The following is a 26,529-nucleotide window of genomic DNA, read 5'->3' as shown; positions in this document are numbered from 1 at the left end:
CAGAAGCAACAGGCAGAGACGCATTGGCCTCTGCCTGCTCTTTACTACTGTCATTTGACCTCGAACAGGACCTCGACCGCTACAGGCATCCCGAGGGGAAGACTGGCAACGCCGAGTATTACCCGCACCGATGTCTTCTCGATGCCAAAGACATCTCGAAACAGGTCCGACGCAGCGTCTGCGACCCTGGGCTGATCGAAGAAGTCGCCGTGGGTTGCGATGAATACTCCCAGCCGGACGACGCGAGTGACTCTGTCGAGTGAGCCGAGGTGTTCCTTTGCGGCAGCGAGGGCGTTCAAGGCCGCAGTGTAGACAGCATCACGTCCGGCCTCGGCGTCGAGCTCTTTTCCAAGCCGGCCAAGGTACTTCGGCTTGTGATCCACAACCGGGAGCATCCCGCTTAAGAAGAACAGATTACCCGTCTGTACAGTCTCGACGTAAGTGCCAAACGGCGTCGGCGGGGCTGGGAGTTGAATGCCAAGGTCCTGCAGCCGGCGATCTGCACCGCCCGGCTGCGAACCCTTAGTGCTTACCACCGGCCTACGTGCGCACCGCCGTCCACGTGCAGCACCTCCCCGGTGACGTTGCGAGCTTCCGTCAGATAAACGACAGCCTCCGCGATGTCCTTGGAGTCGGAGATCGTGCCCATGGGTGAAAGGGTTTTCAAGAAGTCCTTCGGGTTGTCCTTGTGCATAGGGGTGTCGACAATGCCAGGCGCGACCGCGTTGAAGCGGATGTTGTTCTTCGCGTATTCGCTTGCGAGGCCAATGGTAATCGCATTAAGTCCGCCCTTGGTGATCATCGAAAGCGATGCTGGAAGGCCCGCAATGGGGTTGTCGATCAACGACGCCGTGATAGTAGTCACGCTGCCGCCGGTGCCCTGCGACAGGAGCTGCTTGACTGCGAGCTGGGTGATGAAGATGAACCCGTCGAGGTTGGTGGAGACGAGGCTGCGGAACTCGTCGGGGGTGTAGTCCGTGAAGGGCTTGGCTATGAAGATACCCGCATTGTTGACGACATGGTCGATCGAGCCGAACTTACTGATCGCGGTTTGTGCGATCTTCTCCGCCGTCGCTGCCTGACCGATGTCTCCGTCGACGAGTGCGAGGTTTGGCGACGGCGCGAAGCCGGCCTTGGAAACGCTGCGCGAGGTTGCTACGACGTTATAGCCGCGATCCAGAAACGCCTGGACAACGGCTGCTCCGATGCCTTGCGAGGCACCGGTTACGATGACTGTCTTTTTGTTTGCCATATTTACTCCTCATTGTTTCTCGCAGTGGCTGAAATCGAGCCCTGCGTGGTGTCTCACTTCAGATCGGGAATAAGCCTGCCCGGTGATATGGGCAGATCACGTCCGTGAAAGGTGAGGCTTAGACCAGGTTGACCTTGACGTTGATGTTGCCGCGTGTGGCCTTGGAATACGGACATACCTGCTCCGCGCCGTCCACGAGGGCCTGGGCGAGTTCGCGGTCTAATCCAGGCAGGCTAACGCTGAGGCGAGCCTCAAGAAAGTAATCACCGCTGGTTGTGCCCAGGTCTACTTCGGCGTCGAGGGCTACATCAGCGGGCAGCTTGATTTTCTTTGCGGCAGCCACGAGATTGAGCGATGACAGAAAGCAGGCGGACCAACCGGCGGCGAAGAGCTGCTCGGGGTTGGTGCCGGTGCCAGTACCGGGGCGCGAAAGCTTCACGTCGAGGTGGCCATCCGAGGTGCGCGATGTTCCTTCGCGACCACCCGCTGTGTGGACTTTTGCGGTGTAGAGTACCTTTTCGATTTTCGTTATGTTGGACTCACTTACTTGAGCGAGTTGAGGCATATTGAATTCCTTTCCGGGGAACTGTCGTATCAGGTGACCGATTCGTTTTGGATCAGCCCCTGTGTTTCGGCAACCACTAAAATCCTGTGTTTACCGTTACGACTAAAACAGATTCTGTAACCTATGAAAGGATTCTTAAATAGTTACACTTTAGTCTCTGCAGAGTTGGGTATCCTGCCATTCCTGCCAACTGCAACTGCTGAAGAACCTGCTCCCCGCTTCCTGCAGGCCGAGCTGATGTGTCTGGTTACAATAGGCGACGCTGTAGCGTACACGAGATCAAATCACTGCTTAAGGAGAAAGGCGACACCATGCACTCCGGGCCCACTGGTGCGGCTGCTGGGCCGCAGCAGTTTGACTTCGTCGCCAGATTCTTCCAACGCCTGCAGGGATTCTTAAAAGTTCCATTTGGAGCCTGGTACCTTTTCAAGGTCCTGCGATTCCTGCCGGGAAGCCTGGCGAGTGGGATTCAGTTCTTTGATTCAGGTACTTTTTTGCCGGTTGCTTCCCATGGTTGATTGAGAAGAAGCTGGCCTTGCACAGAGGCGTGGATACGGAAGTAAGACCGCAATTCGCGACGCAACATCATGATCGCCGGGCACGCGCTCGAAATGCCGCCACTTTCGCCCTGTTGCCGCAGGACTGTGGGCTGCACCAGCGTCTCCGGTGAGCCTTGGTACGGTCGTAAAACCACAGCACGCATTGTCCGCCTTCGCAGTGACGAACCAAATCAAAGTCTGCATGAGACAGCAGTTCCGCTACCGACTCAGCAACCGGTGCCAGGTACTGTTCAACCGTCTTCTGGCGGTACACGCGCTCGAAGTGAAGATCTCCTCGCGACTTTGCGCTGAGAACGCAATGACTGTCTGAGTGTTCAAGAAAACCATTGAGCTCGTCCAGCCGGAGCGTCTTCTTTGCTTTTCTCGCCTCCACTGCTTTCCGGGCGATCTCTCTTAAGCTGCGTGCCTTTCGAAGGAGAACGCCGTCTGGCCATGTTGCTGATGGTGGAGTATCGCGCAATCCCTCCCGGACAATCCATGCGGAAACGTCTTCATCGCTTTGCCAACTGTCGGTCAGTTCACTCCCCATCATACGAAGGGTATTGATGAAGTTGAGGGCTGGATGATCGCCCACAGACTCGGGAGGAGAAGCAACGTACTCCGTTTGCGGTACTCCGGTCTTCATTGGCCACTCCTTTAAAAGCTGTAACTTTCTTGCATCCATATACAGGTTACACGAATCTGTTCTAGTGTGACAGTCGGCTTCCTGGATATAGCGCTACGAGAGATTGTTACGGCCTCGCGGCATTTGTCCTAGGGCGACTCACAGAGGCTGGCCGCGATGCATTGAATGGAGGTTGAAGATGCAGGCATCTACTGAAGCCATGGAACCGGAATTGACTGCGCGCCATCTCGATCGGGAGGGCGGATTGCAATCACTGGTCTGGGAATTGATCGATCGGCTGGGGGAAGATCCGGCGCGCGATGGGTTGGTGGATACGCCGGATAGAGTGGAACGCTCGTTGAAGTCCCTTACCAGCGGATACCACAAGAACCCCGCTGAGCTCTTGCGGGGCGCATTGTTCGATGTTGAGTATGACGAGATGGTTTTGGTTAAAGATATTGAGTTGTATAGCCTCTGCGAGCACCATCTCCTTCCGTTCTTTGGCACAGCACACGTTCCATATTTACCCCAAGGCAAAGTCATTGGACTCAGCAAAGTCGCGCGTGTGGTAGACGTGTATTCCCGACGGCTCCAGGTGCAAGAGCGCTTAACCACAGAAATCGCGGAAGCCATCGAGCAGGCGATCAACCCGGCGGGAGTGGCGGTCGTCATCGAGGCGCGCCACCTCTGCATGATGATGCGCGGCGTACAAAAGCAAGAATCATCAACCATGACGTCCTGCATGAAGGGAAGTTTTCGCAACCCTGAGACCCGCAACGAATTTCTTAGCCTGATTCAGAAGCAATCTTCCTAAGGAGGCTGACATGTCTAAAATTGCTACTTCAGTTGCGTCCGAAAATCGGAACGTACGCGTCTTCCACAAAACGATTGAGGCGGACGGTCTCAAGGTGTTCTATCGGGAGGCTGGTCCCAAAGAGGCTCCAGTCCTCCTGCTTTTACACGGCTTTCCAACCTCTTCGCACATGTTCCGCGAGTTGATGCCCATTCTCGCTTCTCGGTACCGTGTCATCGCTCCCGACCTTCCCGGCTTTGGCTTTACTGAGGTCCCCGTAGAACGCAAATACAGCTATACCTTCGATTCCTTTGCAAAGACCGTGGAGGCGTTTGTTGACGCTCTGGGCCTGAAGCGGTATGCCATCTACGTCTTTGACTATGGCGCGCCAACAGGCTACCGCCTCGCGGTGGCGCACCCTGAGCGCGTGACGGCCATCATCTCGCAGAACGGTAATGCCTACGAAGTGGGACTGAGCGACGGCTGGAGTCCGATCCAGAAATACTGGAAGGAGCCAACGCAGGAGAATCGTGACGGCCTCCGGAATTTTTTGACCTTCGAGGCCACCAAGTGGCAGTACACGCATGGGGTGGCCGATCCATCGGTGGTGGCTCCCGAGTCCTATACGCTCGACGCGGCTTTGCTGGAGCGTCCAAATGTCAAAGAGATTCAACTCGATATCTTCCTGGATTACGCCTCGAACGTCGCGCTCTACCCAGCCTTTCAGAAATACTTCCGTGAATCAAAGCCACCAGTTCTGGCGATCTGGGGCAAGAATGACCCGTTCTTTCTTCCTGCAGGAGCAGAAGCGTACCGTCGCGATAACCCGAACGCGGCTGTGAAGCTGTTGGACACCGGACATTTCGCGCTCGAGACCCATGTGGAAGAGATCGCCGACGAAATCGATAAGTTCTTGAGCCGTTCGCGCGCTCGGAGATAAGTTTGCTAAGGGAGTTTCTTCTGGGTAGCAACTCTGCCAGATCGGCGCCGGCCGACCGGCTTGCCGTAAATAATCAACGTCGGGCGCGACCTTGAAGACAATCGTCAGAAGTGTCTACTTGGACGAATTCCGATCTGGTTTGAAGGATTTATTTCCCAGACCTCGAAATAACGTTGAGATGATTGCTTCTGCCACTTCGCGGTCGAGAGGCGCATGGCCAGCCATCAGACGTAGAATTGCTGGACCATAGATCAAGTCAAGGACGAGTTCTCGATCCAAAGAACGATCGATCTCCCCTCGCTTCACGCCACGATCAAAAATGGCTCCGACCGCCTCACGTCTTGGTTTCAGGAAGCGCTCGCGAAACAGAGACGCAAATTCCTTATCGCTCTGTCCTTCCGCCAGGAACTGGCCAAAAACGCGTCCAGTCAGGCTGGTAAAGAAAGTAATCAAGGAGTGAAGCTGCTCTCTAAAATCACTCTCTGCCGATCCAGTATCCGGGGTTGGCACCATTCGGTTCATCTTTCTCAAGAACGCATCGAGGGCAACGTAGGCCTTACTCGGCCACCATTTATAAATTGTTGCCTTGCCGACACCCGCTTTTCGTGCGATCTCTTCGATCGTGATGTCGCGTAATGGCTTTTCCTTCAGCAGACAAAGAGTTGCCGTCAAAATGGCTTCCTTCGACTCCTCACTGCGCTGACGACCGCGATTCTTTGACTCGGCCATCGGCATCTGGCCGGCCTCAGCCAGCTTCATTGCGCCTGAGCTGTGCCGCGTTTCAGACGCGCCCATTTCTTTCCCCCCAAGAACATCTGTTGCTACTCCCCACCAAGCTCATGAATGGAAACCCTTTCATGCCCGAGATTATATTCCGCGCTGCATTAACGCGTGTAACGTTGTATCAATCTCTTAGCTCGTTATCAGCATCTATTTTGGGTAACGCGGACGGAGCGACACGCTACGCGGCAAGTCGAGGTTTTCATGATTGCGGGCACCTGCGAGCCCGTGCGCAAATTTTTGAATCTTCCGCGCCGCCTTCAGGATCAAACCAGTGGGGTCAATTTCTATACTATACGTCTAGTTTCTAGCTCGGGTCAGAAACTATGTGTCTAGGCTGACCTTCAAGGGGATACGCAATGTGGATCATCAGAATCGCGCTGAACAGGCCTTATACGTTTATCGTTCTGGCGCTCCTCATTCTGATTCTGAGCCCGGTGGTGATCCTAAGGACCCCCACGGACATCTTTCCGAGCATCAATATTCCCGTCGTCGCTGTGGCCTGGACTTACACAGGGCTAAGTCCGGAGGAGACAGAGGGGCGGATTACCACAGTCTATGAGCGCGTTCTTACGACGACGGTCGACAATATCGAGCACATCGAATCCACAACAGTAAACGGAACTGCGATCGTAAAAATTTATCTGCAGCCGACCGCCAGTATTGATCGGGCGAACGCGCAGATTACAGCGGTCTCGCAGACGATCCTTCGCCAATTGCCTCCCGGCTCTCTACCTCCTCTCATCGTCAATTACAACGCGTCAACTGTTCCCATTCTGCAGCTTGGCCTTTCAGGAAAGGGCCTGACCGAGCCGCAGCTGAACGACATTGCGCTGAACTTTCTGCGTACCCAGCTTGTAACCGTTCCTGGTGCTTCGGTTCCGTATCCTTATGGCGGCAAGCAGCGACAGGTCATGGTCTATCTCAACCCGCGCCTGTTGCAGGCCAAGGGGCTCTCGCCGGCCGATGTGCTCACGGCGCTGGGAAGCCAGAACTTCATCCTGCCGGGCGGAACGGCCAAAATGGGGGAATTTGAGTACGACGTCGATCTGAATGCCGATCTAAAAGCTGTTCCGGAGTTCAATGATCTTCCGATCAAGACCGTCGGAGGCTCGGTCATCTACCTTCGCGATGTAGCGACGGTTAGCGACGGCTTCGCGCCGCAGACGAATGTGGTCCGCCAGGATGGAAATCGCGGCGCCCTGGTAACAGTGCTCAAGGCCGGAGATGCCTCTACGATCGATGTTGTCAATGGTGTCCGGCAGATTCTTCCACGCGTGGCTCAGACGCTTCCCCCCGAGTTGAAGATCCAGCCTCTTTCCGATCAATCGATCTTCGTGCGTGGCGCCATCAACGGTGTGATTCGAGAAGCGGTAATTGCTGCTGCGCTCACCGGCTTGATGATTCTTATCTTTCTGGGAAGCTGGCGCAGCACGGTAATCATTGCGATCTCCATTCCACTCTCGATTTTGACGTCGGTCATGGTTTTGAGCTTTCTGCACGAAACCATCAACATTATGACGCTCGGTGGACTGGCGCTGGCCGTTGGCATTCTCGTGGACGACGCAACTGTCACAATTGAAAACATCGAACGATACCTCGAGGAGGGTGCCGAGCTGCACGACGGCATCCTCGACGGCGCGGCGCAGATTGCTGTTCCTGCCCTGGTTTCAACGTTCTGCATCTGCATCGTCTTTCTGCCGATGTTCTTCCTCAGCGGCGTAGCGCGCTATCTGTTTGTTCCTCTCGCTGAGGCGGTCATCTTCGCCATGCTCGCCTCCTACATTCTGTCGCGCACCCTGGTGCCTACGCTGGCAATGTACCTTTTGAAGACGCACAAGCACCGGGATGCGAATTCCCGTAGCCCGTTCGCTCGCTTCCAAAGAGGTTTCGAGCGTCTATTTGAGAAAGTCCGCTCGTCATATTCTTCCTTGCTCGCTCGGCTTGTCTCCGTTCGAGTCTTCTTTGTTCCAGCGTTCCTTGTCGTCTGCCTTCTGGCCTTTGCGCTGATTCCGTTCCTTGGGCAGGACTTCTTTCCCGACACCGACAGCGGGCAGTTCATCCTGCATATGCGTGCGAAGACAGGAACTCGGATCGAGGATACCGCGCGCCTGGCGGATCAGGTCGAAGGCAGCATTCGCGAGACGATTCCATCCGCCGAGATGGACAACGTTCTCGACAACATTGGCCTGCCTTACAGCAACATTAACTACATCTACAGTCGCTCGGGTCTCACGGGTGCAGCCGATGCAGATATCCTCGTTTCGCTTAAAGAGAAACACCACCGGACCGCAGACTACGTAAGTACGCTGCGCGATAAGCTTCCCCGCGAGTTTCCCGGCGTCACGTTCTATTTCCTGCCGGCCGACATCGTCACCCAGACGCTCAACTTCGGTCTCCCGGCGCCGATCGACATACAGATCGACGGTCCTGATATTGCCGGGAATCAGCGCGTCGCCGACAAGATGCTTGGCGAACTAAGTCATGTCCGCGGCATTGCCGATCTTCGTATCCAGCAGCAATCCGACTATCCCAAGCTTCATGTGGTGGTAGACCGAACCAAGGCGTTGCAAGCGGGATATACGGAGCGCGACGTCGCTAACAGCATGTTGATCTCGCTGAGTGGAAGCTTTCAGGTTACGCCGCAGTTCTATCTGAACCCGAAGAACGGCGTCTCGTACAACCTGGTGACGCAGACGCCTCAATACGACATCCAGTCTGGTCAGGATCTCGCAAACATTCCGCTGAGCAGCGCGAGCCAGAAGAAGCCGGGAATACTGGCAGACGTAGCCTCAATTCAGCGAACCAGCGAGCTGGCCTCCATCAATCACTACAATATCCGCCGCGTTGTCGATGTTTATGCCGCAGTGCAGGACCGGGATCTGGGCGCGGTGGGCCGCGACGTGAACCGCATCGTTGATGCCAACCGTAAATTGCTTCCGCGCGGGAGCTTCGTTAAACTGCGCGGCCAGTATGGCACGATGCGTACTTCTTATACGGGACTGATCGGCGGGCTGGGCTTTGCGATCATCCTGGTGTACCTGCTGATTGTGGTGAACTTCCAGTCCTGGCTCGATCCATTCATCATCATTACGGCTCTGCCTGCAGCGCTGGCTGGAATTGTCCTATTCCTCTTTATAACGCACACGACGCTGAGCGTTCCCGCATTGATGGGGGCGATCATGTGCATGGGCGTAGCCACGGCCAACAGCATTCTCGTTGTTTCCTTCGCGAAGGAGCGGCTGCTTCACCACGGTGATGCAATGATGGCGGCCATAGAAGCGGGAGCGACGCGCTTTCGTCCCGTCATCATGACGGCCCTGGCAATGATCATTGGCATGATCCCAATGGCGCTTGGTCTGGGAGATGGAGGCGAGCAAAACGCGCCCCTGGGCCGCGCCGTGATCGGTGGCCTGCTCTGCGCCACAGTGGCCACGCTGGTCTTTGTGCCTTCAGTTTTTGCTCTCCTGCACGGGCGATCCGCATCAGCTGATGCACAGCCTGCAACGGAGCACAGCAAAGAACCAATTCACGCATAGTCGCGGCGCAGAACGAATGGAGACAAGAAATGAACCCCACCGAGACGAATCCGGATGAAGTTTCCCAAAGCGGAGTGCAACCCGCTGCTCCGTCGGCGCAAGAACCGCTATCGCCACGGCTGTTCATTGGACTGGCGGTGGCCGCCCTGCTGCTTGGTGTCGTTATCTACACAGGTATTCACCAGCGGGTCCTGGCTGAAAGCAACCTAGGCCGCACGACGGAGCGCGCGGCGGTTGCGACGGTGACGGTCGTTCAGCCAAAGTCGGGCGCTGCTTCGCAGGAGATAGTATTGCCGGGCAACACGCAAGCGTTCAACGATACGCCCATCTATGCGCGGACCAACGGCTATCTCAAACGCTGGTACGTCGATATCGGAGCACACGTTAAACAGGGTCAGCTTCTCGCGGAGATCGATACGCCTGAAATCGATCGGCAGTTGGAGCAGGCTCGTGCAGATTTGAAGAGCGCACAGGCAAACGAACAGCTGGCCTCGATTACAGCGGCTCGCTGGCAGAACCTGCTCAAGACGAACAGCGTCTCCAAGCAGGAGACCGATCAAGCGGTCAGCGATCTGAGCGCCAGACAAGCAGCAGTCGATTCCATGACGGCGAACGTTCACCGCCTGGAGCAACTGCAATCCTTCGAGAAGATCTACGCTCCTTTTGCCGGTGTGATTACGGCGAGAAACACGGACATCGGCGCGCTGATCAATGCTGGAGCTGGCGGCGTGCCGCAAGAGCTGTTCCATATGGCGGCAGTAAATAAGCTGCGCGTCTATGTTGCTGTGCCGGAAGTGGACTCGAAGGCCGCCCAAACTGGCGCCAAGGCCGCGCTGACACTCGATGAGTTTCCCGGAGAGACTTTTCAAGGCACCATTGTGCGCGATTCCGATTCGATTGATCTTGCCTCGCGAACATTGAACGTCGAGGTCGACGTCGACAACCCTCAGGGCCGTATCAGGACCGGTGCGTATGTTTTTGTGCATCTGAAGGTCCCTGACGGCGCGCAAAGCGCAGCTCAGTCACTTGTGATTCCGGCCAACACCTTGCTCTTCCGCTCAGAGGGGCTGCGAGTGGGTGTGGTTCGCAACGGCCATGCTGAGTTGATCCCGATTACGATCGGCCGCGACTATGGATCTACTGTGGAGGTGATCACCGGCCTTCAGCCCACGGATCGAGTCATCGTCAATCCATCAGACTCCCTCACGGCTGGAACTCCTGTTCGAGTGAATGCGCCGCAGACGGAAGGCTCCAAGTGAAAACGCGTTTCATTCCAGTTCCGTTGTTCTTGATGAGCTTGCTTCTCGCGGGGTGCATGGTAGGTCCAAAGTACGTGAAACCGACGGTACCTATGGCTCCGGACTTCAAAGAGCAGCCGCCTGACTCGTTCAAGGAGAGCGGCGCCTGGAAGCCAGCGCAACCGGGCGATCAGACGATTCGCGGAAATTGGTGGGAGATTTTTGGTGACCCGCAGCTCAACGCACTTGAGGATCAAGTAACGTCTTCCAACCAGAACCTGAAGGTGGCTGAAGATCGGTTGCGTCAGGCGCGCGCAGCGATACGCTTTAATCGGGCGTCACTGGCGCCGACAATATCCACTTCGCCGAGCATCGTCGGCAAGCGGGAATCTGCAAACCGGCCTTACTTTCCTCCTTCACAGGCGAACAATGGCACGGGCGACTTTATCCTACCATTCGATCTTTCTTATGAGGTGGATCTATGGGGACGCGTGCGCCGCACGATCAGCGCATCGCGTGAGGAAGCACAAGCAACCGCGGCCGATCTACAGACTGCCAGCCTGAGTTTGCACGCGGAGTTGGCGGTAGACTACTTCGAACTGCGAAGCGCCGACGCCCAGAAACAACTCCTGGACGACACAGTGAAGGCGTACACCGACGCACTCAAGTTGACGCAGAATCGCTTCGACGGTGGGGCGGCCCCCAGGTCGGACGTTGCTCAGGCTAAGACGCAACTGGAAGCAGCACAGGTGCAGGACACCGACATCACAGTAATTCGCGCGCAGTTTGAACACGCCATTGCCACGTTGATCGGAGAACCGCCGGCTCAGTTCAGCTTGCCGCCGTCACCGCAAGTAAAGCTCCAGCTGCCAGTCATTCCTGTAGGTGTGCCTTCGAGCCTGCTCGAGCGTCGCCCCGATATCGCTGCAGGCGAACGCCGCGTGGCGGAAGCCAACGACCAGATCGGCATTGCGCGCGCCGCATTTTTCCCAACGCTGACGATTGGCGCGACGGGCGGGTTCGAGGGGACGTCGGCGGCGAACTGGTTGACCTGGCCGAGCCGGATGTGGGCCGTCGGTCCGCAGCTGTCACAGACTCTCTTTGACGCTGGCCGTCGCCGGGCAACGTCCGAGGCAGCAACTGCAAATTATGACGGTACAGTGGCGACGTATCGTCAGACGACGCTTACTGCATTTCAGGAAGTGGAAGACAATCTGGCAGCGCTGCGCATCCTCGAGAACGAAGCACAGGAGCAACACCAGGCTACTGCGTCAGCGCAGGAATCACTTCAACTTTTCACGAATCGATATGAGGGTGGAGTCGATAACTACCTTCAGGTGATTACTGCTCAAACTACTGCCCTGGCTAATGAACGCAACGATATCGACATTCAGCGACGCCGAATGGATGCCAGCGTCCTGCTGGTGAAAGCGGTCGGCGGAGGATGGGACACTTCGCAGCTGCCCAAGTACTAGTCTGCCGCAGCAGGTTCCACCTGCTCCGCATGATGCTTCTTGCCTCGTGACATATCCAGCTCCTTTTGGCAACGTACAAAACTCGCCGGGCCTCCAGGTTTGACGTCGGGCGGTTGCATGCGGAAAACGTTGCGCTGGGGCAGAGGTGAGTTCGCTCAAGACTGCCGCCATCGCCAGCACTTTGGAATCAATAAGTTGTAAACCATGTATTGCCACATCGTGTTGCCAGAAGTGCCCGGCCTTCCCATCGCTTGCCATTAGAGTCCAGCTGTCTATACAGTGGTCAACCTCAGGAATGCAGGCGATGACAACGGCGGAGACACATTGGCATTCTGCGTCAGCCGTTGTGGGTCTGGAAAACCAGTCGAGTGAAGGAGGGCCCGTAAGACAAATTCAAATGGAGGTGCACCAATGAGAGGACGCATTGTCCTATACAGTTTGTTCGTATTTCTCATAAGCAGCTCGTTAGCCTTTGCGCAGGATGTTAGTTCCAAAATCACAGGTACTGTGGCCGACGCATCGGGCGCCATAATATCCGGCGCGGATGTAACAGCACGCGAGACGTCGCGAGGCATCGTTTACCCAACCAAGACCAACGCAGCCGGCGTTTACTATTTGTCTCCACTTCCGGTTGGCAATTACGAGTTGAAGGTCGTCGCTGCTGGGTTCACCACGCAAGTTTACCCAACCTTTGACCTCATCATGGACCAGACGGCGCGCGTGGATTTCAAGATGACCGTCGGCGATACCACGCAAGTTATTGAGGTATCAGCCGCTGCGCCCTTGCTGCAGACGGATCAGACCTTTATGGGCACGGTGTTGGACGCCAGAGCTAACGTCACGCTTCCCCTGGCGACCCGCAACTATAACCAGCTCACTCTGCTTTCGCCGGGCGCAGTCAGCCTCAACCCTGGCGCTTTCACTAATGCGCAGGCAAGCTTTCAGGTTGGCCGTCCCTACATCAATGGCAACCGCGAGCAGACAAACAACTACATCATCGATGGCATTGACAACAACCAGATCGACAACAACGACGTGGCCTATGCGCCAAGCGTTGATGCCATTCAGGAGTTCAATCTCATCTCACAAAACGCACCAGCCTCCTACGGCAACTATCTGGGTGGCATTGTCAGCGTGACCCTGAAGTCCGGAACCAACCAGTTTCACGGAAATGTTTTTTGGTTCATTCGCAACGATGCGCTAAATGCAAATACCTGGAAGAACGGCTTCACCAAGGGACAACCTCACGTTCCCGGCCAAAACAATTCCGATGGCACCGGCCTCAAGCCGCTCCTTCGCTGGAACGAGTTTGGTGGAAGCATTGGCGGTCCAATCCTCAAGGACAAGCTATTCTTCTTTGCCGACTATCAGGGTTCACGATTTGATCAGCCTGCGACGTCGGTTCCCTTTACGGTCTTCACTGTGCGTGAACGGGCGGGCGACTTCGGCGAGCTCTGCAAGGCAGGCTTCAACGCGAGCGGCCTCTGCAATAACCTAGGTACTCAACTCTACAATCCGTTCTCTGCGTCAACGCCCGGCGGCCGGCAACCCTTCCTGAACAACAAGATCCCTTCTACTCTTTTCAGCTCGGCCGCTTCGAAGATCCTCACCTCCAACCTTTACCCTGGTCCGACGAATAGCTTTATCACCGGCAACCAGATCAACCTCAAACACTCTTACACCAACAGCGATCAGGGCGACATCAAGATCGACTGGGTGGCCTCTGAGCAGGATCACATCTACGGCCGCTATTCTCAGCAGCACATCGTCAACCCCACCACCAACAGCCAGCAGCTGTTAGGTAACTCGGACAACGAGTTTCCCCTCTATAACGGCGTCCTTGACTACTCGCATACCTTTAGCCCCTCCTTGCTCAACGCCTTTCGTATAGGAGCCAGCTACTTTCCCGTAACGGAAGGCTACGTAAATCCCACCGGTCAGAACCTTCCGCAGGTCTTCGGCATCGCCGGTACTGCACCGAATCAGACCTTCCTTCCAATGCAGATGTTCCAAGGCGGGAACAGCAACGGCCCGGAGCTAGGCAGCAATAACCTCATCTCCATCTTCCACGACACGGTTGCGCAGATTGAAGACACCTTGACGATCGTGCACGAAAAACACAATATCAACGTGGGCTTCGAGTACTACAACTACCGTGCGAACGTTCTCTACGTCGGCAACTCCGGACTTGCCGGACAGTTCTTCTACGACGGCTCTTTCACCAGTAATCCATCCATCGTTGTTCCAGATCCAACCAACCCCGCCAAAACGATCAGCCCCATCGGCATGGCCGAAGCTGACTTCCTGCTAGGCCTTCCTCAAAACGTCGGTCTTGGATCAGGCAGTGGCCGCAGCCTGCGCAACAGCCTGGTCGCGGCCTTTGGACAGGATGATTGGCGCATCTCACCCAACGTAACGCTTAACCTCGGCCTTCGCTACGAAGTCGTGACACCGCGAGCCGAATCGCACAACCAGGCGACAAACTACGGCCTCTTCACCGGGACCGTCATGCTCGCAGGCCAGAACGGTAACTCGAAGGCTCTCTACAGTCAGTACAACGGTCCCACCAACTACCAGCCACGTATTGGCGTCTCCTGGCAGCCGAGATTCGCCAAGGCCACCGTAGTCCGGCTGGCGTGGGGCATGTCCAACTTTCTCGAGAGCACTGGGACAGGCAACCTCCTGTTTCAGAATCCGCCCTTCGCGATTCCCCACAACGTGACCTATAACGGAGCCTCAGTCGCTCTTCCCGGGAGTACCCTCGATCAGGGCTTCTCGACCTTCCCGTCCTCGGGATGCACGGCCGCCGCTGCCGTCGCGGTTTCGCCGCTCTGCTTCTCGGGTACCGGCATTCACGCATTCGATCCCCACAACATCCGGCCCGCGGTTTCACAGCAGTACAACTTTACGGTACAGCGCCAGTTCGGCAACGCGTCAACTTTCCAGATCAGCTACGTCGGCCAGAAGACAGACCATCTCATGACGATCGCGCTCATCAATCAGAAGGTTCTGCTGCCAGGTGGTGCCATTGCTCCCAGTCCCTATCTCAGTCCCACACTGCAGGGTCTAATCGGTCAGGCTCGTTTGACCGCATCGACTGGCTACTCCAACTACAACTCTCTTCAGGCCAGCTTCCAGCAACGTCTGAGCCATGGGTTGGAATTTCAGGCCAACTATACTTTTTCCAAGTGCCTCGGCAACTCCTCTGGATTCTATGCGCAATATGGCGACACCAACCCTGCCCTGACGCAGGCCGGCAACAACCACTTCTTCTTCCAGGACACGTACCACCCGGAAAGGGACTACGGCAGATGTGACCAGGACGTAGTCAGCAGCTTCAACGGCTTCGTCACCTACGACCTGCCCTTCGGACGAGGTCGTATGTTTGCCTCCAACGTGGGTCGCGTTACCGATACGATCATCGGCGGCTGGCAGGTGAACTCCATCCTCCAGCTTCACACCGGATTCCCCATCACTGCCCAGGCGGCAAACAACTCTGGAGTCATCACCGGATTTCCCAGGGCTAACTGCACAGGCCACCCGAAGGAGACTCCATACAAGAGGTCGACCGATCCAAACAACCCGGGTTACTTCTGGTTCGATTCGGGTTCTGTATCGCAACCTGGTCTCGGGACCTTCGGCAACTGCCAAGTCGGCAGCTTCCGCGGCCCCGGCCTGCAGGGAGTTGATTTCAGCGTTGCCAAGACCTTCCAGATCGTCGAGCACCAGAGTCTGCAGTTCCGCGCCGAAGCTATCAACGCTCTGAACAACCCAATCCTTGTGGCGCCGAACTCCAGCATCGGTTCCACCTTCGGTCTGGTCAACAACGCGCAGGGAGAGCGCCAACTCCAGTTTGCATTGAAGTATAGCTTCTAGTTTTCAACTCGCAGCAGGTCACAATAATCGCAAACACTACAGGAGCAGAAGGGCACTAGCCCACCTGCTCCTGCAGCAACGCCGTCCGCGGCCTCGGCACCTCAGTTGGGCATACTCAATTGAGTGGGAATACGGCATCAACCCGCTTCTGGATTCGCAAGGCGAGCGCATGCACCTGATTGCAAGACGACCAGCTGTGCGACTATCTGACACGGGAGTATCCCACCGCAAGGCCAGCGGACGTTTTCTCGCCGCTGACTGGACAGAGCAATAGCTCGGGCTGTCACCCATTCCACGCTCTTCGCCTCAACCTCAAATTAAGTTTTGATTTTCCTTAAGCTCAAGTGCGGGACACAGGTGGTGACGCGCCCTGAAGATCTCGAAATTCGTGCAAGGCCAAAGCCGCCTTACGCTCGATAGCACAACTTGAACCGTCGATGTATGCACTACCCGCTACTGGACGGCGAACGTGCTGCTAACGACGGTTGGGTTAGCGATGCCACTGAGGGTTGCAGTGAAGGTACTTCCGCTACCTGTCTTATTCCCGCTGATGGCAATATTGCTGAACGTCGCGGTACCACTTATCACCCCAACGGAGGTCGTAGAGCCTGTCTTGAATGCGTCGCTTCCAGGCGGGTTGAAGTTGACATTGAACGTCAACACAACGTTGCTGGCGCTCGACGTCAAATTGCCATATTGGTCCTCGACGAATACTGTCATTGCCGGCGAGATGGTCGTGCCGCGAGTAATAGAGCTGGGCGGCTGTTGACCCCAGACGAGTTTGTTCGCCGCCGCGGCGTTCACCGTGAAGCTACTGCTGGTGGTGCCCGTAAGGGATCCGTCTGTGGCCGACAACGTGAACGACCCGCTCCTGGTTGGCACCAGATTCGAGAACGTCGCCACTCCCCCTGACGCCGCCACCGTCAACGTTGACCCGCCGCTGAGAACGCCGCCACTGCTGATCGCTATTGTGACATTCGAGCTGTTGGTGGTCACGAGGTTGCCGTTGACGTCCCGCACCTGTATGGTGACTGCTGGGCTGACCGCGCTTCCTGCCGTTGTCGTCGATGGCTGCGTGGTGAAGGCCAACTGCGTCGCCGCACCCGCAGAGAACACGATATTGCCACTCGTGACGGGTGTCAGACTCGTCTCCCCTGCGGTTGCGGTGGCGGTCAACGTCATCGTGTCCGACTTCGAATAGACCGGTGTTGAGATTGTCACGCTGTTGCCGCTTGTGGGAATCGAGCCTGTGAGGGTCCCGCTCAACGTGCCGCCGCCCGATGCCTTGCTCAGCGTAATCGTCGTGTTGCTGGTGGGACTGACCGGGTTGCCGCCGGCATCCTGCGACTGTACCGTCACGCTGAACGCTGTCCCCGCCGTCCCTGTGCTCGGTACCGTTGTGTACGCCAGCTTCGTCGCAGCGCCCGCCGAGATGTTAAACGCGCTGCTAGTAGCTCCAGTTAACGGGCTGCTGCTGGCCGTCAGGGTGTAAGCGGTTCCCGCCTTATTGATCGATAGATTATTAAACGTAGCAACGCCATTGACGGCCGATTGCGTCAACGTTCCGCTGAGAGTCGCACCCGATGTCCCTGTGCCGCTCGTAATGCTTATGGTTACCGAAGCTGTGCTGCCGGTGTCTAAAAGGCCATTACTGTCCAGCACCTGCACTGTCACCGCCGGGGAGATGGGGGCGGCCGATGTTGTGTTGGTGGGCTGGGTACTGAACTTCAGGGAGGCGGGTGTATGCGGCCACACCACATAAGCCGATGGAATCGCGGCGGTGGGGTTGTAGGCACAAACGTAGTTGTTCGAAGATGTGAAAGGAATGCTGGAGAGAGGGATGTTGTTGTACTCTCCGGAAGTGCTATAGGTTGTTGCGCCGGTGATAGGCGAGGTGCAGGTATTGGTACTATCCCCCCAGAGGCTCCCCGTTCCTCCTGTCGCGAGCCGGATCCACAGAGAGACACTAGTGGTGCCATTCGTGGTCAACTGAACTGCCGGGGCCACCTGCACTCCGAGGCTCGCGGTGCCGGTCTTCGTATTCTGCGCGAAGAGAAGGATGCCACTCGCCAGGAAAGCCACGGCGACAAGGACGGCGAGCACGCTGTTTTTGCGCGGTCCACGAGCCACACTGCGACTCCAAGCCCCCCTGTCCACCTCCTGCCTGCCGATATGTCGTCCCGTTGTCATCGCCCTATTCCATTCCCAATCTGTTCATCGTCGGCTGAAGGGACAAAATCGACCATTGCCGATGTTTCAATTCCTCAACCGCCTACTTGCTCCAGCCGCTCAATACGTCACCTTAGTGACGGGGGGTGCTGCTGCCGGGTGTGTTTACGTGAATCTCCTGTTTCAATATCTCCCGGACCGGCTTCTGCGCCTGGGGCTTGATCTTTAACTCGAATCCTATTGTCGATGCCGGGCCAGTACTTGATGCGACCACCGCCATGCGCGCGGGGGAGGCCAATATGTAACCTTCGGGAAGCGTCTGCACATCGATCTCCACCTCGTACCGTCCCTCGCCCAGGTTGTAAAAGGAGAAAGTGCCGTCCCCATAGGGCGTGGTGTAAAGCTTCGTACCCACGAGACGGAGCACTACGTTCCCAATTTGCACATCCTTGGGTGCCACAATCTTCCCGGTGAGATTCGCCAGGCGCAGTACGTCGAAATCGGTGCGAGCAATAGTGCGCGGCACCACGCTCACATGCGCGACATCGGCAGGGCCCGGCGCGTAATCGGCCGGGAGTTCTTCCATGTTCAGTTCCACCTGATGCAGCCCCTCGGGAACGTCGGCAAACGCATAGCGACCCGTGGTGTCGCTGACCGCGGTACGGTTATGGTCGAGGATGATAGTGACATTTGGGGCCGGACGCGCTCCGGCCAGCGCTGCTTCCATCACGAAACCCTGGATACTGCCCACCAGGGGCGCTTGCGCAGCGGCATACTGCTGCATGGTGCTCCCCTGGTCCAGTGCTTTCCCCCAGGAGTAGCGCTTGCTGATCCTGAAATAGATGCTCCGTTGATTAAAGTCCGCCAACTGGGTGTTCAGGCCCTGGTCGCTGTTGCCAAAAAGGAAGATGTTCGCGGGATTCAGGGACGTTAGGAGTTGGTTCTTGAAGGCCTCAAAATGGAGAGACCAACCATTGAAGAGCGGGGCGCTTAGTCCTACCACGGTGCTGCTGACCGAGTTCGTGCTAAACACACTTTGGTTGACCAGGTCGTTGCCCTTTTCCACATACCCGTAAACAGAGATCTTCTTGATGTTGGCCTGGATCGATCCGCGAAAGAAGAGAGTATTTAAGTTTTGCGTCGATGATTGCGAGCTTTGCAGTCGGGTGGCCCCGCCCAGCACCAGATGTTTCCAGGTGAACGTGTCCTCTATCTCCTCGAAGCGTTGCGACTGCGGCAGGGAGTTGGTATTGAGCTTCATGTCGATCAGGGAGAACCGCAGGTTGTGACGTCGGAGGGGGCGACTGACGGTCAAGCTGATCTGGAGGTTATTTGATGGGAGCGCAATCGGCTGCGAAGGGTCGAGTTCCGTTAGACGTAGAGAGGTGAGAGAGGCGCCGGCGCTGAATTTCCAGGGCAGCGTAAAAGAAGCGCCTGCTGTATACCCGGAACTGGTGAAACTAGGCACGTGGGGGTTGTTCTCCAGATTGTTGGCGTAAGCGCTGGCGGAGCCGTAGAGTTCCACCCTTCCAAGCGGCCGATAGTGCCCTTCCACATATGGACCTTTGCGATCGCCTGCGAAGTAGCCAAGCAGCGGCATGTACGAAGTGCTTTGACGCACATAATTGGCGCGGATACTGAACTTGCTGGTCTCCCACGAGGGACCAATCAGGAGCGAAAACGGCTGCTGCCCCACCAGCGACGGCGTGAAGCTCGAAGCTCTGCCGTAACCTGCTTCGCCATAGAATTTCAGGTGCTCGCTAAAGCGGTAGGTCGACTGAACAGTAACGCTGTTGGAACTCTGGAAGCTGTGGCCTGGAGAGAAGTAGGTGGGGTCTTTGATTAGCGCGCTCGGGTTGGTCTCCAAGTTCAGGAAGCGCACGCCGAATGCCAACCTCGTTCCAACCTTCTGCTGCATGGAAGCACCGATGACCCGCTGCGGCAGTATGAAACGGAAGGGAATGCGCGGGCCTTCGAGCACAGTGTCCTCACCCGCGAAGAACTGATACGTTCGGTCGGTGCGCCGCATGGCGATTTGCACTCCGCGGCCAGCGATTTCGGGCGTGTAGACGTTGGAGAAGGGGTTCTCCACCAGATACGAAGAGAAGTGGAAGTCGCCGCCTAGAAAGTCCCAGTGCCAGCCCCAGATGGGAGCCCCTTGCAGCCCCATGAAGAGGCTGCCAGCGCGAAAGCCGTCGCCGCCGTACCCTTCGACATTGGTGGTAATCAGGCCAAGGCCTTTGATGAACTGGGTGGAGTTCTCGGCTATCCCGGAGGTCTCGGTCAGTGGCTGCCCGCTTCCGGTCAGATAGTAGCCCTGTATGGCCACCTCCGCCTGTCCGGCGGACTCCTGTGCCCGAATTTCACTACAGTGGAACATAGATACCGCCAGAAACATCAGGATCGATGGACAACGGGCGATGCATGCCAGACGATCAACTCTTTTCATCGGCATCATTCACCATCCGCACTCGTTTCTGCTTCCCGAATGTCTTTCGCTAGATCGCTTCCCAAATCGGTGAACACCTTGCAATTGCTCTCGCCAGTTGCTTCGAATCTCTGGCGTGTCTACCTATCCCTTCTCGGTGAAACGGTATCGCGTATTCCGTAAAACAAAACTCTTACTTGGACGCTGGCTTGGCTGGTGATGCCGGAGGCGCGGCGTCCATCGCCACATCCGCCGTCCCTTCCTGGATCTCACCCGTTCCGATGTCCACGTTCACTCGCAACTTGTAATGCCCGGCTCGCAGGTACGTCTTGAGCGGGAAAATCACGCGCTGGCTGCGCTCTCTCAGAACCGCCATAGACGGGAAATCAGCCGTCTCCACAGTCTTGCCTTCCGCATCCACCACATCGAGCTTGCCGGTGGGCCGGAAGTACATTCGACCCGAATTCTCAAGCACCACCACCGCCTGCCAGCTGCCCTTGGGATCATTGGTGTCTTTGATGGCTTGAGCGGGGGGGCCTTCTGCGGGCGCCGACGGGGGTATCGCCTCGAGCGTGATCTCCTTGAGGCTGCCGAGAATGGGAGGAGCGCCGACCTGGATGTAAAAAGCTGTCACGATGCGCACCTCCATATGCATTCCCATCCCCTGTGCCGCTGTCTCGTCGGCTGGGCGCAGCGTGGTAAAACCGGCGGCGCAGTTGTAGCTGCCTTCTGGCGTGTCTGTCGGCACCCGGATGGTGTAACGCACCAACAGCGATCCCCCTTTGTCGAGCTCGATCTCCATGGGGTTCAGGCTTAGCCAGTTCTTGCAGGAGTAAGCGGCCTCGTGTGGAATGTCGCGCTCAAACTGTGGTGTGTCCGTGGCGTCGATATAGAAGTCGTCAACCTCGGCCCGAATGCGGACCTTCGCGCCCGATTCGCTGCTGAGTTTAAGTGCGCCGGAGACCTGTTGACCGGGCGCGATTTTCAATTCAGTCCTCATGGGCACCAAGCCGAGGCCCATTTGCGCCCTTACGGGCAGGGCGAGACCGAGCCCACAAAAGGCCAAAAAAATAATTACTGCGCATTTACGGTGTACGAAACGATGAGCGGACATGTATTTGCTATGAACCTCCATGAGTCTGTCAACTGGTAGCTAAGCACCACGGTGAAGTTGTGCGAACTGGAATTTCCCTCATTGCCGCTTGCCACTGACTGACCCGGGAGCGTGTTGGAGAGGGTAGTGAAATTGCTTACGGTGCAGCCGGCGCTAGATTGCCCCCCGCCATCAACCGATGCCGAAATGCACCTGAGGCTGACAGCGGATTCTGGCACGGTGGTGCAGCCGCTGAAGCTCGACGAGCTTGCGCCGACCATTAAGGTCCAGGTCTGCCCGTTCTTTCCGTGAGTGATATTCCACGTGAGCGTGGCAACCGAGCCACCCGCGATTGTGCCTCCAGGGTTATTCGCCGTAAATGGAATAGTGTTTGGCGTGGCCCGCAATTGGCTGACCGCGCTAAAACCGCTATCCAGGGGATGGCTCACAGACGCTAAGGCCGGGATGGGTTGGCGCTTGGACGCCGCAGGCTTTTGCGACCACGCCGTCCCGGCAGTCAACATGAACACACCCCTTGCAGCAAACAAGATGCATTTACGCATACCGGCCTCCCTTCTTTATTTCTTCGCTACCAAAGGTAGGGGCAGCCCGTGGCTCCGTGGAGGCAGTGCCAGGAGCTCCCTACCTGCGGTGCAACCCGTTATGTAGCACTGATCGTGTAAGTGGCGACTGCACTGTACGATCCGGCCTTGTAAGAGGGGTCGTTGGTCAGAGACCAGGACGTCGAAGCGCTGTTCCCTGTCTTGGCGGATTGAGTCGTGGCTCCAAAGGTCACTACGCTCGTGGCACTCCCCGTGGAAGCAGTCTGCGCCGTAGCACAGGCTGTTGCCGATCCGGTAACCGGAGCCGCAGCAGTGCAGGTATAGGTCAGAGCATCACCGGAAGTGGGTGGATTGGCAACCGAAGGGCCGCCACCCACGCCACCCGTGCTGAAATCGGTCGTAATTTGCACGGTAATGGTTCCTGCAGTGATGGTCCGGACATAGTAAGTGAGCGCGGTGGTAGATGTGTAGTTCCCGAATATCCCACTTGACGTGAAAGCAGGACTGGAGTTGACAACGATGGCCGCCTCCGCTCCCACATTCACGGAGAGATTCGCGGTCGCCGTCGCGCTCTGCGCGTAGCTCACTGACGACGCGAGCAGCATGATCGGCACAAGCATCAGAAGTTTCTTCATGGCTTTATTCCTTCCTTTGTTCGCAGCTTTCGCTGAGGTTAAAGTTGTCACGATGCACTAATCGTGAAAGTCACGGTTGCGCTATAGGTTCCCGTCTTGTAGATTGGGTCGTTACTCAAGATCCAGGCGACTGAGGCGGTGCTTCCCCCAGTGCCCGTATGAACATCCGTCCCAAAGGTGGCCAAGTTCGTCTGGCTGCTCGTAGAAGCGGTCTGAGTACCGGTGCAAGCCGTTCCCGGACTGGCCACCGTACACGTGTAGGTGAGCGTGTCGCCGACCGTGGGTGGGGAACCCACCGAGGGGCCGCCGGCCGGACTGAAGTCGGTGGTGACTTTCAAGGTAATCGTGCCGCCTCCGCCAGTCGCGGTCGTGCGGACAAAGTAGGTCAGGCCAGTACTACCGGTGAATTGGCTAAAGTTGGAACCACCCGCCGTCAGGGGTGTGCTGCCGTTGGTGATAGTCAGGGCCGCCTGAGGCCCTATCGTAACGCTGACGGTAGTAGTCCCAGTGGGAGCGCCAGATTGTGCGTGCGCTCGCGATGCCGTCAGTAGTACGGCGAGCGCCAGAAACGGTATGGTTCGTATAATGCTTCTCATAGTTTTCAACTCGCGCTGATTGTCCAGGTTAAGGTTGCCGAATAGGACCCCGTCTTATACTTGGGGTCATCTGTAAGAATGAAAGTTACGTTCGCCGAGTTCGGGTCGGCGGTACTGCAAGGTGCTCCGCCGCCTGTACACGCCGAAGCGCCTAGCGAAACAACAGACGTTGCTGTAGTAGTGCTCACCGTCTGGGTACCAGAGCAGGAAGTACCTAAACTCGCCCCGCTGCAGGTGTAGGTGAACTTATCTCCCGCACTGGGCGGTGTAGAGATGGACGGCCCCCCAGCTGGCATAAAGTCAACCGTGGCCTTTACCGTAATAATCCCTTGACCCATACCTTGACTGGTGCGTGCCCGATAGTTAAGGGTCATGGTGCCGGAAAAGGCATTGAAGGTAGTGCCGGTCTTCGTAAGCGAAATCTGTGAGGCTTGAGTGAAAAGCCCGCCCAACGGGACGATGGTGGCTTGCAACGTCTGCGTTGCCGTTGCTGTATTTTGTGCCAGTGATGGAATAGGCACGAGCAGAATGGAAGTTCCAACATTCAGGAGGTATAGGCACATCTTGGCCAGACAAAACTTGCCACACAACTGCATGACTTGTACCTCTGTCCTTTCCGCGCAGTAATTTATGTGAAGGACTTAGCAATCGCAGTGCCAATAGTCGTAAAGCCATATTCTTTAAATGTTTCACTTGAAGTATTTACATTTTGTGCGATCATGCTCTTGCCGTAAGAGGCAGGTGCCGATGCAGGCTTATTCGCAGGATTTGCGCGACCGGGTGTTGCGGGCGCTGGATCGCGGAGACCGGCCCACGGAGATTGCCCGGCGGTTCGAGGTGAGTCGCATCTGGGTCTACCATGTGCGGGCGCGGGTTGAACAGACGGGAGAACGCAGCAGCTTTCCAATCGGCGGCTATCGCCGCTCGCGAGTGGCGGAGATGGAATCCGTGCTGCGCGCGTGGATCGCAGCGGAACCCGACTTGACCCTGGCCGAGTTACAGCAACGGCTGATGCAGCAGGGCGTTTCGATCAAGATAGGCGCCTTGTGGCATCAGTTGAATAAATGGAATCTCACCCGCAAAAAGAACTCGGCACGCCACGACCAAGAGCACAAAGACATGCAGGCGTCGGCAAGCATGGAGTGAAGGTCAGACAATCACGTACGTCAACAAGTTTGGTGCTGTTCGAGAGGACTTGTCTGCTGCCCTGTTCGCCGGATCTCAGCTGCTCAAAAACCTATTTACCCAAACTCGAAACCCTGCTCCTCAAAGCCGCCAAACTCTCCTCCCTAAGCGAAAGCACAAACCACTTTGGCCCCCTGGTTTTGTATACAGGTAGATTAGAACGCTCCAGAAGTCAATAACTTGTGGGGACGCAATAGCCAAAGCAGTGTAAAGCGTTGTACACAGGGCTCTGCAAAGAGCAGCATGTTGATACGCAACACAGGAGTAATTTCCACCGGCAACTACCTAATCTGCGGCCGTAGGTGGTCTGCCCGACACCAGCCACTTCAACTTCGCGTTCTCCTGCTCCAGCTCCTTCAGCTGTCGCGCATCACAGCAGCCCCATGCCACGCAGATCCCTTCTCGCGGCGAAAACGCCGTCCTATTCTGCGATCTGCTAGCGTACGATTTTTACGTTTTGTGTAGCGACCCCATCTTCGAAAAGGTCCGACTCACGATGGAACGCCGGGCTACACTCTCTATCACATTGTTCACCCCGTTCCGGCTTGCTCGAAATCGGAGACAAGCGGGCTTGGACGGTATTCGGAGGGCACACATGAATCGAGAAATGGCTTTGAAGATCGTGTTGGCGCTGGTGGGATTGCTCTTCTTGGCTTTGTTTTACCCCTTGGCGGTGTTCCTGCGGCAAGAGCCCGCGTTGTCGATGATGCTCAGCCTTTACGTCACGCTCGGCGTTTTCTTGCTTCTGGCAATCCGCAACCCGTTGGCGAGTCGCAGCGTGATCGCCTTCACCGCATGGTCCAGCTTCGCTCACGCCGCCGTGATGGGCACGCAGGCACTGCGCAACATGATTTCACGCGGAGAACTGATTGGTGTGGCTGTTCTCATCGTTATCGGCGCGGCCTTGATCGCGCTCGCGCCAGCGAAGCACCCTGCGGAGCCCGCCTGATACCGCAGTTTTATCAACCCCACTGACGGGAAGTCGCCGTACTTTAGAGGTGGCCCGCCAGCTCGTCCGGTGATCATAGTTCCCGGATCACGGTCTATTCGAAAGTGAACCTCAGCGAATGGACTACTTTCTGTTTGCCGACCAACCACCCGGAACTAATTCGAGGTCTTTTTCCGCCGCACTTCATCCAGCACTTCTTCTATCGTAGCTTTTCCTGACATGACCCTCGCCATGTTCGTGTGGGTTCTCCGGTTGGAAATGGATTCCCTAAGCAGGTCGCGCTTTACGTCCGCATAGTCAGGACGCGTTCGTGGCACGACGCATCAAATGCTTCTTCGAATCCTATCCATCCATGATGGATGAATGCGTCGGCAACCTTGGAGTAATTCTCAGATCCCAGGGTTTTTGGGCCAGGGATCGATTCGAGATCCTCGACAAGAGCCAGAAGCTGTATCGTGAGAGGGTCGGTAGGCGGGTGAGCCAGCGAGTCCAGAAACCATGGAAGTTTCTCCTTTCGCTCGGCCCGTTCCTGACGCATGTGCTGAATGTACTCAAGTTCATGCGGTGCACTTCTGTTGGTCGGTTCCAGATCCAATGAGCGCCGGTAGGCGGTCTCAGCATCATCCAGACGACCGAGGTCGATCAACGCCGAACCTTGCCCGCGAAATGCCCGTGAGATTTGCGACGCCGGAGCCCAAGCACGGACAAGCGTGGCCTCTTCGTAGCACCTCAATGCTTCGCTATGCCGTTTCAGACGGTTGAGGATGAACCCCTTTTCGCTCCACAGACGTGGATGATCTGGTTCGATTGAAATCCCGCTTTCCACGCATACCAGAGCGTTATCGAGACGCTGCTCCTCAGCACAAACCACAGCCAGTTGCCACCATGCCTTAGAGTAGGAGGGCGCTATCCATACGAGGGTTCTTCCGTGTTCCGATGCCCGCTTCCCTGTATATGCGAAAAACTCCTCCTGATCCCAAAATGCGAACTGGAGGACATCCTCGCCTTCCCGAGCCGCTGTCCAGCCTGCAGGCATATCGGCCAGTGCGTTCTCCAACAGCTCGAGGGCCTCGGACCACCGGTGGCCTGCAATCGCCTGAGCTGCCAATTCATTGAAATCATCTGCCTCCCACATTCTAGTTATCCCTCCGATAGAGCCAACAATTAGGGAGTTGCAATCTGAACCGCGCACACAACTCAAGAAGTTCGGCACCATCGTGGGCGAACTGTACGGGTTGAGTGTCTATTGCGGACTCATCGCACTATAACTCACGGGTCTCCTTAGGAAG

20 protein-coding genes are annotated in these 26,529 nt (G+C 56.6%); 9 read left to right on the top strand and 11 right to left on the bottom strand.

The features are described 5' to 3' along the window. Positions 1 to 50: 50 nt before the first annotated feature. The 4 genes from OHL16_RS08750 to OHL16_RS08735 form a co-directional block, all read right to left on the bottom strand. The gene (locus tag OHL16_RS08750) at positions 51 to 536 is read right to left on the bottom strand and encodes a RidA family protein (protein WP_263366730.1); all 486 of its coding nucleotides are present in this window, start codon (positions 534 to 536) and stop codon (positions 51 to 53) included. Then, positions 530 to 1,252 carry an SDR family NAD(P)-dependent oxidoreductase gene (locus tag OHL16_RS08745; protein ID WP_263366729.1) on the bottom strand — a complete coding sequence of 241 codons (723 nt, stop codon included), beginning with the start codon at positions 1,250 to 1,252 and terminating at the stop codon, positions 530 to 532. The genes OHL16_RS08750 and OHL16_RS08745 overlap by 7 nt, the downstream gene beginning before the upstream one ends. A 118-nt stretch (positions 1,253 to 1,370) precedes the next feature. Then, a complete protein-coding gene (locus OHL16_RS08740; RefSeq protein WP_263366728.1) occupies positions 1,371 to 1,817 on the bottom strand; it encodes an organic hydroperoxide resistance protein in 447 nt (148 codons plus the stop codon). A 585-nt stretch (positions 1,818 to 2,402) separates the two neighbouring features. Then, the gene (locus OHL16_RS08735) at positions 2,403 to 3,002 is read right to left on the bottom strand and encodes a CGNR zinc finger domain-containing protein (RefSeq protein ID WP_263366727.1); all 600 of its coding nucleotides are present in this window, start codon (positions 3,000 to 3,002) and stop codon (positions 2,403 to 2,405) included. A gap of 178 nt (positions 3,003 to 3,180) precedes the next feature. Here OHL16_RS08735 and folE point away from each other — a divergent pair, with 178 nt between their 5' ends. Together folE and OHL16_RS08725 are read left to right on the top strand one after the other, a co-directional pair. Further along, positions 3,181 to 3,795: a GTP cyclohydrolase I FolE gene (folE, locus tag OHL16_RS08730; RefSeq protein WP_263366726.1), complete on the top strand. Its 615-nt coding sequence runs from the start codon at positions 3,181 to 3,183 to the stop codon at positions 3,793 to 3,795. Between the two features lie 10 nt (positions 3,796 to 3,805). Further along, the gene (locus OHL16_RS08725; RefSeq protein WP_263366725.1) at positions 3,806 to 4,714 is read left to right on the top strand and encodes an alpha/beta fold hydrolase; all 909 of its coding nucleotides are present in this window, start codon (positions 3,806 to 3,808) and stop codon (positions 4,712 to 4,714) included. A 114-nt stretch (positions 4,715 to 4,828) separates the two neighbouring features. Here OHL16_RS08725 and OHL16_RS08720 read toward each other — a convergent pair whose 3' ends face one another. Further along, positions 4,829 to 5,473, bottom strand: coding sequence for a TetR/AcrR family transcriptional regulator (locus OHL16_RS08720; RefSeq protein ID WP_263366724.1), 645 nt, complete (start codon positions 5,471 to 5,473; stop codon positions 4,829 to 4,831). Between the two features lie 380 nt (positions 5,474 to 5,853). On the opposite strand from OHL16_RS08720, the gene OHL16_RS08715 reads away from it, so the two are divergent. The 4 genes from OHL16_RS08715 to OHL16_RS08700 all read left to right on the top strand — a co-directional run bounded on the left by OHL16_RS08715 (position 5,854) and on the right by OHL16_RS08700 (position 15,622). Further along, on the top strand, positions 5,854 to 9,033 hold the full coding sequence (locus OHL16_RS08715) for an efflux RND transporter permease subunit (RefSeq protein WP_263366723.1): 3,180 nt from the start codon (positions 5,854 to 5,856) through the stop codon (positions 9,031 to 9,033). Positions 9,034 to 9,062: 29 nt separating this feature from the next. Beyond that, the gene (locus OHL16_RS08710; protein ID WP_263366722.1) at positions 9,063 to 10,292 is read left to right on the top strand and encodes an efflux RND transporter periplasmic adaptor subunit; all 1,230 of its coding nucleotides are present in this window, start codon (positions 9,063 to 9,065) and stop codon (positions 10,290 to 10,292) included. A 32-nt stretch (positions 10,293 to 10,324) separates the two neighbouring features. Then, entirely contained in the window at positions 10,325 to 11,746 is a 1,422-nt protein-coding gene (locus OHL16_RS08705; RefSeq protein ID WP_263367436.1) for an efflux transporter outer membrane subunit, read from the top strand. A gap of 411 nt (positions 11,747 to 12,157) precedes the next feature. Next, complete coding sequence (locus OHL16_RS08700) at positions 12,158 to 15,622, top strand: TonB-dependent receptor (protein ID WP_263366721.1); 3,465 nt, start codon at positions 12,158 to 12,160, stop codon at positions 15,620 to 15,622. A gap of 453 nt (positions 15,623 to 16,075) precedes the next feature. Here the strand turns inward: OHL16_RS08700 and OHL16_RS08695 are convergent, their stop codons facing one another. The 3 genes from OHL16_RS08695 to OHL16_RS08685 all read right to left on the bottom strand — a co-directional run bounded on the left by OHL16_RS08695 (position 16,076) and on the right by OHL16_RS08685 (position 21,207). Next, the gene (locus tag OHL16_RS08695) at positions 16,076 to 17,752 is read right to left on the bottom strand and encodes a beta strand repeat-containing protein (RefSeq protein ID WP_263366720.1); all 1,677 of its coding nucleotides are present in this window, start codon (positions 17,750 to 17,752) and stop codon (positions 16,076 to 16,078) included. 172 nt (positions 17,753 to 17,924) lie between these two features. After that, the gene (locus OHL16_RS08690) at positions 17,925 to 20,171 is read right to left on the bottom strand and encodes an MSCRAMM family protein (protein WP_263366719.1); all 2,247 of its coding nucleotides are present in this window, start codon (positions 20,169 to 20,171) and stop codon (positions 17,925 to 17,927) included. Between the two features lie 241 nt (positions 20,172 to 20,412). Then, positions 20,413 to 21,207, bottom strand: a complete 795-nt coding sequence (locus OHL16_RS08685) for a hypothetical protein (protein WP_263366718.1) — start codon at positions 21,205 to 21,207, stop codon at positions 20,413 to 20,415. Positions 21,208 to 21,459: 252 nt separating this feature from the next. Between OHL16_RS08685 and OHL16_RS08680 the strand changes: the two genes are divergently transcribed. Then, entirely contained in the window at positions 21,460 to 21,624 is a 165-nt protein-coding gene (locus tag OHL16_RS08680) for a hypothetical protein (RefSeq protein ID WP_263366717.1), read from the top strand. A gap of 349 nt (positions 21,625 to 21,973) precedes the next feature. Here OHL16_RS08680 and OHL16_RS08675 read toward each other — a convergent pair whose 3' ends face one another. Beyond that, complete coding sequence (locus OHL16_RS08675) at positions 21,974 to 22,510, bottom strand: hypothetical protein (RefSeq protein ID WP_263366716.1); 537 nt, start codon at positions 22,508 to 22,510, stop codon at positions 21,974 to 21,976. Positions 22,511 to 22,557: 47 nt separating this feature from the next. Continuing rightward, entirely contained in the window at positions 22,558 to 23,106 is a 549-nt protein-coding gene (locus tag OHL16_RS08670) for a hypothetical protein (RefSeq protein ID WP_263366715.1), read from the bottom strand. A gap of 747 nt (positions 23,107 to 23,853) precedes the next feature. Here OHL16_RS08670 and OHL16_RS08665 point away from each other — a divergent pair. Together OHL16_RS08665 and OHL16_RS08660 are read left to right on the top strand one after the other, a co-directional pair. Next, entirely contained in the window at positions 23,854 to 24,252 is a 399-nt protein-coding gene (locus OHL16_RS08665; protein ID WP_263366714.1) for an IS630 transposase-related protein, read from the top strand. A gap of 634 nt (positions 24,253 to 24,886) precedes the next feature. After that, positions 24,887 to 25,240, top strand: coding sequence for a DUF6632 domain-containing protein (locus OHL16_RS08660; RefSeq protein ID WP_263366713.1), 354 nt, complete (start codon positions 24,887 to 24,889; stop codon positions 25,238 to 25,240). 283 nt (positions 25,241 to 25,523) lie between these two features. On the opposite strand, the gene OHL16_RS08655 is transcribed toward OHL16_RS08660, so the two are convergent. Then, positions 25,524 to 26,375 carry a tetratricopeptide repeat protein gene (locus OHL16_RS08655; protein WP_263366712.1) on the bottom strand — a complete coding sequence of 284 codons (852 nt, stop codon included), beginning with the start codon at positions 26,373 to 26,375 and terminating at the stop codon, positions 25,524 to 25,526. Positions 26,376 to 26,529 lie beyond the last annotated feature (154 nt).

It is taken from the genome of Edaphobacter bradus (genome assembly GCF_025685645.1).
GTDB classification, from domain to species: Bacteria; Acidobacteriota; Terriglobia; order Terriglobales; family Acidobacteriaceae; genus Edaphobacter; species Edaphobacter bradus.
Note: the sequence above shows the minus strand (reverse complement) of the source record. Positions and strands in the feature narration are given on the sequence as shown.